Consider the following 17,330-nt stretch of genomic DNA (forward strand, 5'->3'; position numbering starts at 1 on the left):
TGGGATCGGAGGCCAAGAGACCCGTGAAAATAAAAGAAATAACCGTCCTTGCAGGCGTCATCGGCATCGTTCTTATGATGATTCTACCGATCCCTTCATGGTTGCTCGACATTTTGCTCGTGATTAACATATCGATTGCTTTGATGATTCTACTCGTTTCTATGAACACGAAGGAAGCTTTACAGTTTTCTATTTTTCCTTCATTGCTGCTCATCACAACGTTGTTTCGTCTGGCGCTTAACATTTCTACGACCAAGCTCATTTTAGGTGAGGGACATGCCGGAGAAGTCGTGGCTACGTTTGGTAGTTGGATTGCAGGCGGACAAATTGCGGTCGGTTTTGTTGTCTTCCTGATTCTCGTGGTTGTGCAGTTTATCGTGATCACCAAGGGCTCCGAGCGGGTTGCTGAGGTAGGCGCACGGTTTACGCTGGACGCGATGCCGGGTAAACAAATGAGTATTGATGCCGACCTGAATGCAGGTCTGATCAACGAACAGCAAGCCCGTGAACGGCGTAGTAAAATCGAACGGGAAGCGGATTTTTACGGAGCAATGGACGGTGCCAGTAAATTTGTTAAAGGTGACGCTATTGCAAGTATTATCATTTTGATTATTAACCTGGTCGGCGGTTTCATTATTGGTATGGCTGTTCAGGGTAAAGGGTTTCAGGAGGCGCTGTCGACTTACTCTGTTCTGACCATTGGTGATGGACTGGTTAGCCAGATCCCCGCATTGCTCATATCCACGGCGTCAGGCTTGATCGTTACACGAGCTACATCTGATGGAAACTTGGCGGATGATTTGACGGGTCAGCTCTTTTCATATCCAAAGCTAATTTACATTGTGGCTGCCACGATTGCTTTGTTGGGCTTGTTTACTCCTATTCATATCATTACGACCCTTCCACTGGCTGTTCTGCTGTTTTTTGCGGCCCGAAGAATGCAGGGCAATATGGAACGTAAGCAGATTGCTGATGAGCAGATGGAAGAAGAGCAACAGATCGAAGAGGTTCGCAGTCCGGAAAGTGTAATTAATTTGCTTCAGGTGGATCCGATTGAATTCGAGTTTGGATACGGGCTGATTCCGCTGGCTGATACACAGCAGGGCGGGGATTTGCTGGACCGGATTATTATGATCCGTCGTCAATGTGCGCTGGAGCTAGGATTGGTTGTACCGGTCATTCGCATACGGGACAATATCCAGCTCAAGCCGAACGAGTATGTAATCAAAATTAAAGGCAATACGGTAGGCGGCGGGGAATTGCTGTTGAACCATTATCTGGCGATGAGCCCAGGATACGACGATGATTCCATTACAGGGATTGAAACGACAGAACCAGCCTTCGGATTGCCTGCGCTCTGGATTGATGAGAATACCAAGGATGTTGCGGAGCTGTCCGGTTATACGGTTGTGGACCCTCCTTCGGTCGTAGCCACTCATTTGACAGAGACGATTAAGAAACACGCCCACGAGTTGCTTGGCAGACAAGAAACGAGGTCGCTGGTCGACAATCTCAAGGAAAATTATCCAGTGCTTGTGGACGATCTTATTCCTTCCGTATTGGCGATTGGAGATGTACAAAAAGTGCTTGCCAAGCTGTTAAAAGAAAAAATATCCATCCGCGATATGGTGACCATTTTTGAAACACTGGCTGATTACGGCACTTATACAAAAGATCCGGACGTGCTGACTGAATATGTCCGTCAGGCGTTGTCCCGCCAGATTACGCAGCAGTTCGCCCAGCAGGGAGAGACACTACGTGTCATTACCGTGGGACCAGGGCTGGAGAAGAAAATTGCCGAAAGCGTACAACAGTCGGAGCAGGGCAGCTATTTGGCTCTTGACCCGGTATCAACGCAGACGGTGTACCAAAGGATGATGGAGCAAATCAACCGTCTCATTCAATCCGGGCAGCAGCCTATCGTATTAACGTCACCGACGATTCGTATGTATTTGCGGCAAGTGATGGAACGGACGATGCAGGATGTCCCGGTACTGTCGTACAGTGAGCTAGAGCCGAACGTTGAAATTCAAAGTGTCGGGGTGGTGAACTTATGAGAGTGAAACGATATGTAGTGGATACCATGCCGGAAGCCATGATGCAAATCAGAGGTGACTTTGGAACGGATGCCGTCATTTTGAGCACCAAGGAAATGAAGATCGGCGGATTTATGGGTATGTTTGCTAAAAAGAAAATCGAAGTCGTCGCTGCGGTAGAGGAGCAGCAGCTTCAAAAACCACGACGAGCTCAACCGCCGCAGGAACCGCATGTTGAGGCTTTTCCAACCATGAATGCTCCTGAGCAGCAGGAAGCACCGTCGTCACCAGTGGTTCCCAGACAAGCCGCTCCTGAAGCCTATCGACGGGTAACGCAGATGACAAACGGTTCCAAAGAGGGATTGGCTGATTTGATGGCTGCGGCCGAACAAGTTGCCTCAGGCACAGAACGTTCTTCATATGGTGCAGGTTATAGTGTGGAAGCTGAAAATGAAGCTTTTAACAACAAAGCAGCAGTTCCGAAAAAGGAAACATCCAACGAGTTGTTTAAGCAAGCGTCGGAGGCAAGCATTCTAGACAAGATGGGGGCAGAGGAAAATCAATCCCTGCTTTATGAATTACGGGAAATGAAGGCCATGATGACTCGAATTTCCCGCAATTCTGTGATGGAGAACACTTGGCCGGAACCGTTACAAGAGATTTGTGAGCGTATGCTGGAGCAGGAAGTGGAACGCGATTTGCTGGAGCATTGGCTGGAACGGGTATACGAGCGCCGAAGTGAGCATCCGTCTGATCCTGAATCTTTTGATTGGGAGCAGGCCCTTCGTGCAGAAGTGACCGAATTCATTCGGGAAAGGCTGGACAAGGGCATCTCGAAAGATACCAAAATTGTCTATGTGGCAGGTCCAACTGGAGTAGGGAAAACAACGACCATAGCGAAGCTGGCAGCGGAACAGTTATTTAAGCATCACCGCAAAGTCGGATTTATTACCTCGGACACGTACCGTATCTCGGCTGTCGAGCAGTTGCGTACATATGCTACGATTTTGAATGTGCCGCTTGAAGTTGTGCAATCTCCCGGAGATGTTCACAGAGCCATTCAACGTCTGGAGCATTGTGACTTGATCCTAATGGATACCGCAGGACGAAATTATCGTAATGAGCTGCTCGTTTCCGAATTGCAAAGTCTGCTTTCACCTATTAAGGAAAGCGAGACGTATCTGGTGCTTAGCCTAACATCCAAAAGCAAAGATATGCTTAACATAACCGGACATTTCAGTAAGTTTGGCCTTGGTAAGGTTGTATTTACCAAAATGGATGAGACAGGTAGTTGCGGCGGTTTGTTTAATCTGTTGCACCAGTTTCCAATGCAGTTGGCCTATATTACGAACGGTCAAAATGTGCCTGACGATCTGCTGCATCCAGATACAGAAATGGTGACAAGCCTGCTGTTCGGAGCCACAGAATCGTCAGGAGATACCGGGGATTCTGTATGAGTGACCAAGCCCAATCTCTTAGACAAATGGCTTCTGCACTGGATAAGTATCGACTACCTGCACGTAATCGCCATGCGAAAATCGTGACAGTCACCAGTGGTAAGGGCGGTGTGGGCAAATCCAATTTCACCCTTAATTTTGCTTTGGCCTTGCAATCGCTTGATCGAAAGGTACTCGTATTTGATGCTGATATCGGTATGGCCAATATTGATGTGTTGATGGGTGCCAACTCAAGATACAATCTTCTTCATCTGTTAAAACGTGAAAAATCAATGGCCGAAATTGTTCAAACGGGCTTGGGAGGCTTGCCTTATATTGCTGGAGGATCTGGCCTGAGCGAGCTGTTCTCGTTATCCGATGACGATCTGAATTACTTTGCCGATGAGGTGGAGAAAATTGCGGCAGATATGGATTATGTTTTGTTTGACACTGGCGCGGGATTATCTAAAGAAAACCTGAAATTCATAACCTCTGCTGACGAGTGCATGGTCGTAACTACGCCAGAGCCGACGTCTTTGACGGATGCTTATGCGCTGATCAAAGTCGTCAGTGGATTGCAAAAGGATACAGTATTCAAAATTATAGTCAATCGTGCCGATAACGATAATGAGGCCCGTCAAGTTGCCGATAAGATAGCTCTGGTTGCGCGACGCTTTTTGGAGATCGACATTCCGTTGCTGGGACATATCAGTGATGATACGCATGTCATGCGGGCAGTCAAAAGGCAGGTGCCTTTTTCAATTGCTTATCCGGGATGTACGGCATCCAGAGATGTGTTGAATATGGCGCACCGTTTTGCAGCCATGCCACAGACTCCGCAATCAGGTGCTTTGAACGGAATCAAAGGATTTATGCAAAAATGGTTGCGGCGTTCGGCCCATTGATTTTGACTGAAAGGAAACAGAGGTGTTTAACATGTGTGCTTACCGGGTGCTGGTTGTGGATGATTCGGCCTTTATGCGCAAAATTATTTCAGATTTAATTGTAAGGGATGAGTCGTTCGACATCGCAGGTACAGCCGCCAACGGCAAAGAGGCTGTAGAGAAAGTGAAGGAGTTACAGCCTGACCTAGTCACAATGGATGTCGAGATGCCTGAAATGAATGGCCTTGAAGCGCTTCCTCTTATTATGGCGGCCCATCCGCTTCCGGTCATTATGCTCTCTGGTATTAATGAACAGGGTATGAAGGAGACCATTATGGCTCTGGAAGCAGGAGCTTTCGATTTTATACGGAAGCCCTCCATCTCTCACGCGCAGGATATCCAGCAGGTGGGCAAGGTGCTACTGGAGCAGATGCACACCGCTATGCTAGCAGTCCGCAGCCGATTGGAGCGCAAGGAAGCTAACGAACGAAAAGCGGCGCTGGAGCAGACTACAGAAGGACAAGCTTTAGCTGACATGGGAACGGAAGGTAAAGAAGCTACAGGCAAGGCTCCTATTGCACCGATTGCTTCTGCAACTGCTGCACCGGTTCCGCCGAAGCGGGATGCTGGCAAGGCCGTTCCGGCAGCCAAGTCGGCCGTGAAACGGTCGCAGACAGAAAGTTCTGTACCTGACAGCCATTTAAGTAAGCCAGTCGCCCAGCCGCGGAAGACCGCCCAAGCACCTGCTACGCAGAAGAAGGAAGAGCCGCCCAAGGGAGTTGAACGTGCGCCAAGGCAACTGAATACTTCGGGTACGTCCGCAGGTAAATCGCAGCACAGCACGGATAAGGCAGGGCTTAGCAAACCTGAGCCCCAGAAAACGGTGTCTACACCGATTCCTTCGACTCCAGTTGCTTCTTCAGCTGTTACGCCCCCAGTGAGGGCACCCGTTGTTCAGTCAGCGTCCAAGGGGTTCTCCCTTAAAAAAGGAGTATATTCGCCCAACTTCCGCAAGCTGGTGGCAGTCGGATGCTCTACCGGTGGTCCGCGTGCGCTCAAGACGTTGTTGGAACGCATTCCCGGGGATTTTCCCGCCCCGATTGTCATTGTGCAGCATATGCCGCCAAACTTTACCCGTTCGCTGGCACAGCGTCTGAATACGTTGAGTCCGCTCCGGGTGGTTGAAGCCGAGCAGGGGATGACGCTGGAGACTGGAACAGCTTATATCGCTCCGGGAGGATATCAATTGAGAATTGTGCCGGGAGCCAGTGGTAAATACACCGTGTCACTGAAGACGGAAGAAGCTCGTAACGGTCACCGTCCTTCTGTTGACACAATGTTCGAATCGTTACTCCCGTTAACCTCTCTGGAACGGCATCTGGTGTTGCTGACTGGCATGGGAAGCGACGGGGCTAAAATGATGAAAAAGCTTTATGATGCAGGGGTACAATCCACATTTGCTGAAAATGAGGAAACTTGCGTAGTGTACGGAATGCCCCGCTCGGCTGTAGAGTTAAAATGTGTGCGCCACCTTCTGCCGATGCAGGAGATCGCCCCCAAGCTTGTACAAGTTGTGAAATAATCGGAGTGTAACTCATAGAGGAGGTGTCTCACAATGGACATGAACCAATATTTAAACATGTTTATTGATGAGTCGAATGATCATCTGCAATCTCTTAACGAAAAAATGCTTCAACTGGAAAGTAATCCTACCGATCTGAGCATCGTTCAGGTGATTTTCCGGTCTGCCCATACCCTTAAAGGAATGGCTGCTACAATGGGTTTTGAAGACCTGGCATCGCTCACTCACCAAATGGAAAACGTTCTTGATCTGGTACGTAACAACAAGCTTGCGATGCAGGAATTTATATTCGATACCTTTTTCAAAGGGTTGGATGCGCTGGAGTCCATGGTACAGAACATTACAGAGGGTGGCGATGGAAAAGCGGATGTATCCTCTATTGTAGCTTCACTGCAATCCATCGTGCGTGGCGATTTCCAAAAATCAGGCACAGATACTGTTACTGAGGCGGTTACGCCGAAAAAAGCGGCTGATAGCGAAAGCGTGGGTCTTGTGCTGGATCAATTCCAGTATTCTGTACTGGAGCAATCTATTTCCGAAGGTCATCGGGTTCACTATATACAGGTAACGATTAGCTCAGAAAGCCAGTTGAAGGCTGCGCGTGCCTTTATGGTATTTAATACGCTGGAGAACACCGGTGAAATCGTAAAAGCTTATCCGTCTGTGCAGGATATTGAGCAGGAGAAATTCGAACAAAATTTCTCGTTATATTACATAACGCAGAAAGAGGTAGGAGAGCTGGAAAAGGAAATCGGCAGTATTTCCGAAATCGAGTCCGTCTCCGTTGTACAGCTGGATCAGGAATCGCTTAAGCAAATGAGCGAAGTCAATGCCGGAGTGGCAGAAACTGCTGTAGCGCAGGAAGCCCCGGTAGCCCCGGTAGCTGTACAACAGTCCGCTGCATCCCAGCCGCAGTCTCCAACTGCGGCCTCCGGCGCTAAGCCAGCCGAGGCTAAAGCTCCAGTAACCAAGGCAGCAGCGCCTACGCACAACCGTACGATTCGTGTCGACATTGAACGTCTGGACGTATTGATGAATTTGTTCAGTGAATTGCTCATTGACCGTGTACGGTTGGAGCAACTGGCGAGTGAGGCTTCTAATCCGGCGCTGACGGAAACGGTAGAGCATATGAGCCGTGTAAGCAGTGATCTGCAAAATGTCGTGCTTAAATTGCGGATGGTACCCGTGGACACGGTTTTCAATCGTTTCCCGCGTATGGTGCGCGACCTGGCCAAATCGCTGGATAAAAAGCTGGATTTGGTTATTACTGGCGCGGACACCGAAATGGACCGTACCGTTATCGACGAGATCGGTGATCCGTTAGTGCATTTACTGCGTAACTCTGTGGATCACGGCATCGAGCCAGTAGCGACCCGTATTGCGGCAGGCAAACCGGAGACAGGAACAGTTCATTTACGTGCTTTCCACAGCGGCAATAACGTGTTTATTGAGATTGAAGACGACGGTAGCGGCATTAATCGTGAGAAGGTACTGAAAAGTGCCATTTCCAAAGGAATTATGACGGAGGAACAAGCAGCTGCAATGACCGATGAAGAGGCTCATCAGGTGCTATTCGCTCCGGGATTCAGCACTGCTGAAGTCATTTCGGACGTTTCAGGACGCGGCGTTGGACTCGATGTAGTTAAATCTAAAATCACTTCCCTTGGCGGTAACGTTACGATTCATTCTGTTCTGGGCAAAGGAACCAATTTTTCTGTACAGTTGCCACTGACACTATCCATTATTGCGGCCATGATGATACAGATCGGTTCCGAAAAATATGCGATTCCGTTGTCTTCTATTGTAGAGACCGCGATCGTCAAACGGACACAAATCCGTTCTGTACACGGCAATAAAATGATCGCTTTCCGCGAATCCCATATCCCGCTTATCTCCTTGAGTCAGCTGTTTGAAGTACCAGACTTCAATGAGGATGAAGAAGAAGAGACAGAGGTTGTTGTTATCCGCAAGGGTGACCGTCTGGCAGCTCTTTCTGTTCAGGACTTTTTGGGACAAAGTGAAATTGTTCTTAAAAATCTGGGCAAATACCTTCCGAACATCCAGGGAATTTCAGGCGCCACGATTTTGGGTGACGGTCAGGTTGCTTTGATCATCGACCCTAATGTTTTCATTAAATAATGTCTTCATTAAATGAAAGAAATGTGAAATTGCTGACATCCATAAGGAGGGTTTTTAGACATGGGAGAAGAAATTAAAGTTATCGTATTTAAACTTGGTGAAGAGGAATACGGTGTCGAAGTAGAAAAAGTCCAGTCCATTGAGCGCATGGTGCCGATTACACGTGTTCCAAGAACATACGATTTTGTCAAAGGCGTATTCAATATGAGAGGCGTGGTCATTCCTGTTATTGATCTGCGGGGTCGTTTTGGATTGTCTGAGGCGGAATACACCGATCAAACCCGGATTATCATCGTTGCAGTGGGTGAGATGCAAGTCGGCTTTATCGTTGATTCGGCGAACGACGTAATTGACCTGAATACCGACAACATTGAGACACCACCGGAAGTCGTTGGCGGAGTCAAGGCTAAATATTTGCGTGGAGTCGCTAAAATCGGTGAAGAGCGCTTGCTCATCATGCTGAATTTGTCTGAGGTGCTGAATCGGAGTGAAATGAACCAACTGGAAGGCTTAGAGGATTAATTTATGGAAAATCTTGAGAATCTCGAAGATTTCAAGTTGGATGTTTTGAAGGAAGTCGGTAACATTGGTTCGGGGAACGCTGCTACAGCGCTCTCCCGACTTCTGAATAAACCCGTTGATATGGGCGTACCTAAAGTACAGATGCTGCCTTTTGAGGAGATTGCCGAAAAGGTTGGCGGGAATGAGCAACTTGTCGTTGCGATATTTTTCAGAGTCGAGGGGGAAGCCCCGGGCAATCTCTTTTTCATATTGCAGCCCCATGCGGCGAAAAGCCTGCTTTCCCGGCTGGCAAATATTCCGTCGGATGATGAGGACAGCTTTAACGAAATGGAGCATTCGGCTTTGTCCGAAATCGGAAATATTTTAGCGGGTTCATACTTGTCTTCGTTAGCCGATTTTACCCGGTTGTCCATGTATCCGACGGTTCCCGCACTAGCCTTGGATATGGCCGGGGCCATTCTCAGCTATGGGCTGTTGCAATTTGGGCAGATGGGGGATGCAGCCTTGTTGATTGACACATCGTTTCTGGAGGGGCAGAATCAGATTGAGGGTCAATTTTTCCTGATTCCTGATCCGGAATCGTTTGGGAAAATATTCAGGTCGTTAGGAGTCCCGATGAACGATGATTGAGGATAAAAGCATCATCAAAGTGGGTATGGCAGACTTGAACGTAACCAGCAATCCAAACTCCATTCGCACGACAGGACTTGGCTCCTGCGTCGGGTTGACCCTCTACGATCCTCATTTAAAACTGGCTGGTATGGCACATGTGATGCTACCGTCCTCGGACATTGCGCGTGAAGGGCAATTGAACATTGCTAAATACGCCGATACCGCGTTGCCAGAGCTATTTGAGCGGATGCTGAAATTGGGAGCCGAACGCCGCAGACTGGTCGCCAAAATGGCAGGGGGAGCGCAAATGTTCGCCTTTGCCGGCAGCGGGGACACCATGCGAATTGGTCCGCGCAATGTGGAATCATGCAAGGAAATGCTCGTAGATCTCGGTATTCCACTGCTTGCGGAGGATACAGGCGGTAGTTATGGCCGAACGATTGAACTGGATTGTGAAACTGGCGTTTTGAATATTCGAAGCGTACAAAAAGGTGTAAAGGAATTATAATCATGTTATTTGGCAGCTTACGCATTAATCTTTGGTCTGGAGTAGTCGGATTTATCCTGACTTTTGTGTTGTCCACTGGCAGCAATCTGCTGACCACGAGCTTAATTCGTGGCTTGATCGCCTTCGTTTTTTGGTTCCTGCTTGCATTTGTGCTGCGCTGGGCACTGGGTGTCGTAGCGCGGCCAGATCTGGGTAATGCCCAAAGCCGGGCAAGCTCTCAGGTGGATGGCGTAGGGGGGAATCTGGACCTGACGACACCAGACGAAGATGAAAACCTGAATGAACTGTTGAAGCCGAAACCAGAGCAGACGGACGGGAAAAACACCGGTTTTGCGCCTTTAAACCCGCCTAAGCTGGTTTCAAACAAGGACCCTGAAGAATTGGCCAAGGCCGTTCGTCACCTGACAGACAAACAAGGAGGGTGAAGCCGATGAACGAGCGAAAAGCCGCTCATTTAAACCATTCCGGACTGTGGGAGCAATGGAAAGAACACGGTGACAAGGAAGCAAAAAAGCAGTTAATTGAAAAGTACCTCCATATTGTGGAGTATGTGTCGGGACGCCTTGCAGTAGGTTTACCTAAAAATGTATCCAAAGATGATCTGGCCAGTAACGGGGTCATGGGCTTGATTGATGCTCTTGAAAAGTTTGACTATGAACGTGGTTTGCAGTTTGAGACTTATGCTTCCTGGCGCGTTCGAGGAGCGATTTTGGATGGTCTTCGCCAAGGAGATTGGGTTCCACGTTCGGTCAGGGAAAAAGCGAAAAAAATTGAGGATGCCTATCAGCATCTGGAGCAGAGATACTTACGCACAGTAAGTGACGAAGAGATGAGCCATTATTTGGACGTCTCTGAAAAAGAGTTTCAAAACATGATCCAGGAGGTCGCCGTTATGTCGATCGTTTCACTGGAGGACCCGATTCGTGAAGAAGAGTCGGAGACACGACTTTCCCTTTTAGTCGATGAAAAAGCGAAAAATCCGGATCACAAGGTCAATGAGTTTACACTTCGTGATGCTCTTGCACATGGCATTGACAAATTGACTGAAAAAGAACGTATCGTTGTTTCTTTATTGTATTACGAGGATTTGTCACTCAGTGAAATCGCTGAGGTCATGTCGCTTTCACCCTCGCGTATTTCACAACTACATTCCAAAGCCATATTACGGCTGAGAGCGACACTGGACAAACAGCGGGATCTGCTAATGCGTAAAGATTAAACGTACGGGAGGTTATAGTAACAGTTAGACGGAAGGAGCACCCCTGTGGAGAAGCAATATGCTTTGGACCAGTATTTAAAAGTGGTCGTCTCACCCGATAAACTTAGCGCTTATTTGGAGTTTGCCAAACGTGAAGAAGGCTTTTCCTGTTCTGTGGAAGAATTGGAGCGTTTCCTGAATATCCAAAAAATAAGGCATGGTTTGATTACTGATGCGATTCATACGTTTGTGGCAAGATCGGAAGATTATTTTTTCACCAAATTACTGATTGCTGAGGGAACACCGCCGATTCATGGCACGGACGGAAAAATTAATCTTGCTGAAGTTGTGACCGGTGAAGATGCCCATAAGCCGCTCGAAACCGTGGATGGACGAGTGGACTATAAAGAATTAACCCGTTTAAAGAATGTGAAGCGTGGACAACTGATTGCCGAGCGGGTTGATCCATTGCCGGGTGTACCTGGTATTGCTGTAACGGGAGAGGAAATTCCTTACCTTTCAGGCAAAGAGGCACGGTTTAAAATCGGGAAAAACGTAGTTGTTCATCCAGAGGGCGTTGCAATGTACGCAGCTATCGACGGGCTGGTGACTACGACTGAAAAGGGTAAGCTCAATGTGTTTCCCGTATATGAAGTGAACGGTGATGTGGATTATAGCGTCGGCAACATTGACTTTGTTGGAACCGTCGTCATTCGGGGTAATGTCCTGACGGGTTTTCGTATTCGGGCGGCTGGCGACATTCGTGTCATCGGCGGTGTGGAAGGTGCTGAATTGGATGCGGGAGGCTCAGTCGACATCAGTGGCGGTATTATCGGTTACCACAAGGGGTATGTGAAAGCTGCACAAAATGTGAAATGTTCCTTTATCCAGGATGGTAACGTGATTGCGGGTGGCGAAATACTTGTATCCCAAAGCATCATGCACTCCCAGATCAAAGCCAGTAAGAATGTACTTTGCGGAGGAGCTAAAGGACTGATCGTAGGTGGTAGTGTACAAGCTGGCGAAAAGGTAGTGGCGCGCACCATCGGTAATACAATGTCCACGGCCACTATAATTGAAGTAGGTGTACTGCCAGAGCTGCGCGATGAGCTGACTGAACTCCGGGCACGTTTGAAGCAGCAGACAGACAGCCAGGATAAGACCAATAAGGCCCTCACCATATTGGACCAGCTTGCTGCTGCCGGACAGCTTGCCCCTGAAAGAATGGCGATGCGAATCAAGTTGACATCTACCAAAAAATCAAATGACAACGAGCTTCTGGAAACCAAATCAAGAATGCTGGAGATTGAACGAACCTTGGAAGATACAAGCCGCGCAAGGGTAGAAGTCAAAAACGTTATTTACGGTGGCTCTAAAATAGTTATCGGCAGATATACAAAATTCATTAAAGATTCGGTGGAAAGAATGGCATTTTATTATCATGAGGGTGACATCAGCATGTCCTCCTCCGTGTAATCTGGCACAGGAATAACAAGTTTTCTAATTCTTCGGAAAACAGATACGGATGCCCAATCGGAAAGGGTGTGGTCCAATGAGCCTGAAAGCTGTTGAATTACAAATCGCCGTACCTCGTACCAGTGAAGCGGGTAAGTACCAAAGCGAATACCAGCAACGTCCGATGAATGAGCAAGCGTTGTTAGGGCAAAAGAACGAGCAGGAGACAGAAAAGATTCGTCAGCGAAGCAGTGCGGTGGATGAATCTGCGGAAACATTCGTCGGTGAGAGGGAAACTGGAGGGCAGGGCAGTGATTCTTCCGGACAGAGCCGATCTCGGTCCAGTGAAAATGAACTGCCAAAGGAGCATCCTGCAGAGCATCCATACAAGGGACATCATATAGATTTTTCGCTCTGATCCGACAGGTAGAGAAGCGTTATAAAAGGAGACGATGGGCAGTGGATCAACCATGGATATATATTGTTCTGCTGGGCGCCGCAGCTGTTGTCTACGCCTGGCTGCTGCCCAAGCGGCAGGCGGGCCGGGGAACAGAAGAGGCCGTCGTCCAAAAGGTCGAGGCCACCTTGGAGCAATATATGGCCGATATTGAAAACGACAATGATGAGCTGATAGAGCTCGTATCCGGCATAAAGCAGGAACATGCGGTTAAACAGGCCTCATTGCAGGAGCAAGTGGCTGAGCTTCGGAACCGGATTGTGGAGCTTGAACGCCAGGCTGCGCTTGCTTCAGTTTCTACACAGACAGTGTCTGGATCTGAGGTACTACTACATACTGGTACCCCGCATCAGGTGGTGGCAGCTTACGGTCAGTTCCGCAATACGCAGACTGCTATTCCCATGCAGGCAGAGCAGTCTGACGCCTCTATTGTAGCTGTGGAAGAGCAGGCGCCGTTGCAAGAAGCTGAGCCGGAAGCTCAGCAGGAATCTATCCGTGAGCGTTATCAGGAACTGTTCGCACTGTATGAGCAGGGCAAATCGGTGGATTACATTGCTAAGCAATCAGGCATCCAACGGGGCGAGGTACAGCTCATATTACAATTGGCGGAACGGGAGGACCTGACGTGATCAAAAATCGTTCATTCATGCTGGGCATGGGCACCGGACTTATTACAGGCGCACTGCTGCTGCAACTGGCGATGATCGGTCAGGGGCAATCGCAGCCGTCTGCAGCAGACCCAAAAAACATGACTCGTGAGCAATTGGAGAAGGCGGCAGCCGGACTGAATCTTCAAATCAGTGACAGCTCTGATCCGAAGATGACAGAAGAGGAATGGCGTAACAAGGTGATCAAGGAAGGCAATAAAACACCGGCTGCTCCCAAAAAGGCAGAACCGGCACAAACGCCTTCGTCACCCAAGACACCTGCAAACAGCACACCTTCGGCTGTTTCCAAGCCTTCAGCAAGCACGTCTGCGCTCCAAAGTCCGAATAAGCCGCTAACTAAAGGTTCGAGTGCTACAACTGCTCCAGATACGCCCAAACAGCCTGCCACTCCGCAAGTACAATATAGCATTGCGTCGGGTAGCAATCTGAGGAGTGTGGCATCTGGCTTGCAGAAGGCGGGCATTGTATCGGATGCCAGCGCGTTTGAGGCAGAGGCTAAGGCTCAGAGAATCAATACCAGAATTCGTACTGGCACCTATGAGTTTGCCAAGGGTGAGGATTTCGGTTCTATTATTACTAAAATTACAAAGAAGCCGTCCAACTGACCGTGATCGGGAAGTGGACGGTTTTTATTTATTACTAAAAAGTCCATCAGGCGGAAGTAAACAGTCACATTTCGCGCGTATCCAACTATTGTCGAAAAGTTGGTTGCAACGCTGCGGGTGTTATGGTATATTAATTGACGGTGTTAAAAACGCACGTCGATTAATTTTGTAAAGGGTGCTTTCCCAATGGAAAGTCTTTGCGAGAAATGATGTCGGCGGAGGACACACAAAAAACCAAACTTAGGAGGTGCGTGAAGATGGCAGTAATCTCCATGAAACAGCTTCTGGAAGCTGGGGTTCACTTTGGTCACCAAACACGTCGCTGGAACCCGAAAATGGATCGTTATATCTTCACTGAAAGAAACGGTATTTACATCATTGACTTGCAAAAGACAGTGAAAAAGGTTGAGGAAGCTTACAACTTCGTAAAAAGCATTGCAGCTGAGAATGGTACAATCCTGTTCGTAGGCACGAAGAAACAAGCGCAAGATTCCGTTAAAGAAGAGGCAGCACGCGCTGGTCAATTCTATATCAACCAACGTTGGTTGGGCGGTACGCTCACTAACTTCCAAACCATTCAAAAACGTATTGATCGTTTGAAACAACTGGAAGCTTGGGAAGAAGACGGTACTTTCGCAGTTCTTCCTAAAAAAGAAGTTATTATTCTCCGTAAAGAGAAAGATCGTCTTGAAAAATTCTTGGGCGGTATCAAAAACATGAAGGGCCTTCCAAGCGCTCTGTTCATCATTGATCCACGCAAAGAACGTATCGCGGTTGCTGAAGCTCGCAAATTGGGTATCCCAATCGTGGGTATCGTTGATACAAACTGCGATCCAGACGAAATTGACTATGTTATCCCAGGTAATGACGACGCGATTCGCGCTGTTAAATTGCTTACAGGTAAAATGGCTGATGCAGTTATGGAAGCTAACCAAGGCGAAGAAACTACAGCATAATATTTCCTTGCGGAAATACTTATATGAATTAAATGAAAAGGGTGGTTGGCAGGTGTATAACCTCTCACTGCCCTTTTTTTAAAGAATAAAGCTTGTGTACACCACTGAAAATCAAATTTGGAGGGAAATAATATGGCAGTTAATGCTAGCGCAGTAAAAGAGCTTCGTGAAAAAACAGGCGCAGGAATGCTGGATTGTAAAAAAGCGCTTGAAGAAGCAAACGGTGATTTGACAAAAGCAGTTGAAGTTTTGCGTGAAAAAGGACTTGCGGCTGCAGCGAACAAAGCAGGCCGTATCGCTACTGAAGGCGTTGTTGAATCCTACATCCATGCTGGCGGCCGTATCGGCGTACTGGTAGAAGTAAACTGCGAAACGGACTTCGTCGCTAAAACAGACCAGTTCAGAGATTTTGTACGTGACATCGCTATGCATATCGCTGCATTGAACCCTCGTTATGTTCGTCGTGAAGAAGTGCCACAGGAAGAGATCGAAAAAGAAAAAGAAATCCTGAAAGCACAAGCTTTGAACGAAGGCAAACCAGAAAATATCGTTGAGAAAATGGTTGAAGGCCGCATCGGTAAATTTTATGAAGAGTTCTGCCTGCTGGAGCAATCTTTCATTAAAGATCCGGACAAAACAATCTCCACACTCATCAACGAAAAAATCAGCACCATTGGCGAAAATATTTCCCTGCGTCGTTTTGTTCGTTTTGAACTGGGCGAAGGCTTGGAGAAAAAAGAAGACAACTTCTACGAAGAAGTTATGTCTCAAGTGAAATAATAATTACCAACGAACGGTAATTGCATACGGAAAGAGCAAAGAATTGGAACACATCAGTGTTCCTTTTCTTGCAACAGGACATCTATCCTGTACATAATATATAGTCGATATTGGAGGGTGATCATTTGGAAAAACCTGTTTTTAAGCGTGTTGTTCTGAAAGTCAGCGGAGAGTCGCTGTCAGGCCCGAACGGTTACGGTATTGATGCGGATACAATTGCGTCGATCGCCGAGCAGGTCAAGGACGTTGTCGAACTGGGAGTAGAAGTTGCTATCGTGTGCGGAGGCGGCAACATTTGGCGGGGTATTGCCGGAAGCGCCAACGGAATTGACCGGGCAACAGCGGATTACATGGGGATGCTGGCAACGGTGATGAACTCACTGGCACTACAGGATGCTTTGGAACAAATTGAAGTTCCTACGCGTGTACAGACATCTATCGCAATGCAGCAAATTGCTGAGCCTTACATTCGTCGTAGAGCTATCCGCCATCTGGAAAAAGGCCGTGTTGTTATTTTTGCGGCAGGTACAGGGAATCCGTTCTTCTCAACCGATACTACAGCTGCTTTGCGTGCTGCGGAAATTGAGGCTGAAGTGATTCTGATGGCTAAAAATAAAGTGGACGGCGTGTATTCAGCTGATCCGTTTAAAGACAGCACAGCCGAGAAGTATGAGCAACTTACGTATTTGGATGTGCTCAACAAAAATCTCGGTGTCATGGACTCCACGGCTTCCTCGTTGTGCATGGATAACAATATTCCGTTGATTGTCTTTGCTATTACAGAGCAAGGTAACATTAAACGTGTCGTGTTGGGTGAGAAAATTGGCACGATCGTCAAAGGGAGTGTAAATTAATGCCACAATCTGTAAAAAAGAGCGCTGAAGAGCGCATGCATAAAGCAATTCAGTCGTTGCAACGTGACCTTGCATCTTTGCGCGCTGGTCGAGCGACACCAGCTCTACTGGATCGTGTTCAGGTTGAGTATTACGGTGCAATGACTCCGGTCAATCAGTTAGCTAATGTAAATACACCGGACAGCAGGACTCTGATGATTCAGCCTTGGGATAAATCCTCCTTGGCCGACATTGAGCGTGCTATCCAAAAATCCGATCTGGGGTTAACTCCTTCCAATGACGGGAATACCATTCGCCTGAGTATTCCTGCATTGACAGAAGAACGCAGAACGGATCTGGTGAAGCTGACGAAAAAGAACGGCGAAGAAGCGAAGGTCGCCATTCGTAACATTCGTCGCGATGCAAATGATGATATTAAAAAAATGGAAAAAACGGATATATCCGAGGATGAATCCCGTAAATATCAGGAAGAGATCCAGAAAACGACCGATAAATTTATCGCTGAAGTGGATAAAGTTTTGGCTGCAAAAGAAAAAGAAATTATGGAAGTATAAGAGACTGGTAGCCCCTCCCTTACGGTGGGGTTTGTCTCTTTTCAAGCCTGAGGCACATTTTCAGAGAATGCTGGAGGAACTGGA

Annotated in this window: 18 protein-coding genes; all 18 read left to right on the forward strand. The window is 47.8% G+C overall.

What is annotated here, in order from left to right; all coding sequences use genetic code 11:
* The first annotated feature begins 23 nt into the window (after positions 1–23).
* The 18 genes from flhA (at position 24) to frr (ending at position 17,246) form a co-directional block, all read left to right on the forward strand.
* A complete protein-coding gene (gene flhA / locus L696_RS0118375; RefSeq protein ID WP_025684940.1) occupies positions 24–2,057 on the forward strand; it encodes a flagellar biosynthesis protein FlhA in 2,034 nt (677 codons plus the stop codon).
* Positions 2,054–3,493, forward strand: a complete 1,440-nt coding sequence (flhF, locus tag L696_RS0118380; RefSeq protein WP_025684941.1) for a flagellar biosynthesis GTPase FlhF — start codon at positions 2,054–2,056, stop codon at positions 3,491–3,493. The genes flhA and flhF overlap by 4 nt, the downstream gene beginning before the upstream one ends.
* Positions 3,490–4,377 (forward strand): MinD/ParA family protein, encoded by an 888-nt coding sequence (locus L696_RS0118385; RefSeq protein ID WP_025684942.1) that lies wholly within the window; start codon positions 3,490–3,492, stop codon positions 4,375–4,377. Before flhF ends, L696_RS0118385 begins: the two co-directional genes overlap by 4 nt.
* A gap of 31 nt (positions 4,378–4,408) precedes the next feature.
* The gene (gene cheB, locus L696_RS0118390; RefSeq protein ID WP_025684943.1) at positions 4,409–5,938 is read left to right on the forward strand and encodes a chemotaxis-specific protein-glutamate methyltransferase CheB; all 1,530 of its coding nucleotides are present in this window, start codon (positions 4,409–4,411) and stop codon (positions 5,936–5,938) included.
* Positions 5,939–5,971: 33 nt separating this feature from the next.
* Positions 5,972–8,077: a chemotaxis protein CheA gene (locus L696_RS0118395; RefSeq protein WP_025684944.1), complete on the forward strand. Its 2,106-nt coding sequence runs from the start codon at positions 5,972–5,974 to the stop codon at positions 8,075–8,077.
* A gap of 60 nt (positions 8,078–8,137) precedes the next feature.
* On the forward strand, positions 8,138–8,599 hold the full coding sequence (locus L696_RS0118400) for a chemotaxis protein CheW (RefSeq protein WP_014281101.1): 462 nt from the start codon (positions 8,138–8,140) through the stop codon (positions 8,597–8,599).
* A gap of 3 nt (positions 8,600–8,602) precedes the next feature.
* Entirely contained in the window at positions 8,603–9,229 is a 627-nt protein-coding gene (locus L696_RS0118405; RefSeq protein ID WP_025684945.1) for a chemotaxis protein CheC, read from the forward strand.
* A complete protein-coding gene (locus L696_RS0118410) occupies positions 9,222–9,719 on the forward strand; it encodes a chemotaxis protein CheD (RefSeq protein WP_025684946.1) in 498 nt (165 codons plus the stop codon). Before L696_RS0118405 ends, L696_RS0118410 begins: the two co-directional genes overlap by 8 nt.
* Positions 9,720–9,721: 2 nt before the next feature.
* Positions 9,722–10,144: a hypothetical protein gene (locus tag L696_RS0118415; RefSeq protein ID WP_025684947.1), complete on the forward strand. Its 423-nt coding sequence runs from the start codon at positions 9,722–9,724 to the stop codon at positions 10,142–10,144.
* 5 nt (positions 10,145–10,149) lie between these two features.
* Entirely contained in the window at positions 10,150–10,938 is a 789-nt protein-coding gene (locus L696_RS0118420) for a FliA/WhiG family RNA polymerase sigma factor (RefSeq protein WP_025684948.1), read from the forward strand.
* Positions 10,939–10,983: 45 nt separating this feature from the next.
* Positions 10,984–12,393 (forward strand): flagellar assembly protein A, encoded by a 1,410-nt coding sequence (locus L696_RS0118425; protein ID WP_025684949.1) that lies wholly within the window; start codon positions 10,984–10,986, stop codon positions 12,391–12,393.
* A 76-nt stretch (positions 12,394–12,469) separates the two neighbouring features.
* The gene (locus tag L696_RS0118430; protein WP_025684950.1) at positions 12,470–12,790 is read left to right on the forward strand and encodes a hypothetical protein; all 321 of its coding nucleotides are present in this window, start codon (positions 12,470–12,472) and stop codon (positions 12,788–12,790) included.
* A gap of 41 nt (positions 12,791–12,831) precedes the next feature.
* The gene (locus L696_RS0118435; protein ID WP_025684951.1) at positions 12,832–13,458 is read left to right on the forward strand and encodes a DUF6115 domain-containing protein; all 627 of its coding nucleotides are present in this window, start codon (positions 12,832–12,834) and stop codon (positions 13,456–13,458) included.
* The gene (locus tag L696_RS0118440) at positions 13,455–14,102 is read left to right on the forward strand and encodes an endolytic transglycosylase MltG (protein ID WP_025684952.1); all 648 of its coding nucleotides are present in this window, start codon (positions 13,455–13,457) and stop codon (positions 14,100–14,102) included. The genes L696_RS0118435 and L696_RS0118440 overlap by 4 nt, the downstream gene beginning before the upstream one ends.
* A gap of 257 nt (positions 14,103–14,359) precedes the next feature.
* A complete protein-coding gene (gene rpsB, locus L696_RS0118445) occupies positions 14,360–15,058 on the forward strand; it encodes a 30S ribosomal protein S2 (protein ID WP_013309916.1) in 699 nt (232 codons plus the stop codon).
* Between the two features lie 132 nt (positions 15,059–15,190).
* Entirely contained in the window at positions 15,191–15,838 is a 648-nt protein-coding gene (gene tsf / locus L696_RS0118450; RefSeq protein WP_025684953.1) for a translation elongation factor Ts, read from the forward strand.
* A 125-nt stretch (positions 15,839–15,963) separates the two neighbouring features.
* Positions 15,964–16,692, forward strand: coding sequence for a UMP kinase (pyrH, locus tag L696_RS0118455; protein ID WP_013309918.1), 729 nt, complete (start codon positions 15,964–15,966; stop codon positions 16,690–16,692).
* Positions 16,692–17,246: a ribosome recycling factor gene (gene frr / locus L696_RS0118460; protein WP_025684954.1), complete on the forward strand. Its 555-nt coding sequence runs from the start codon at positions 16,692–16,694 to the stop codon at positions 17,244–17,246. The genes pyrH and frr overlap by 1 nt, the downstream gene beginning before the upstream one ends.
* The last annotated feature ends 84 nt before the right edge of the window (positions 17,247–17,330 follow it).

Source organism: Paenibacillus maysiensis (genome assembly GCF_000520815.1).
Taxonomy (GTDB): domain Bacteria; phylum Bacillota; class Bacilli; order Paenibacillales; family Paenibacillaceae; genus Paenibacillus; species Paenibacillus maysiensis.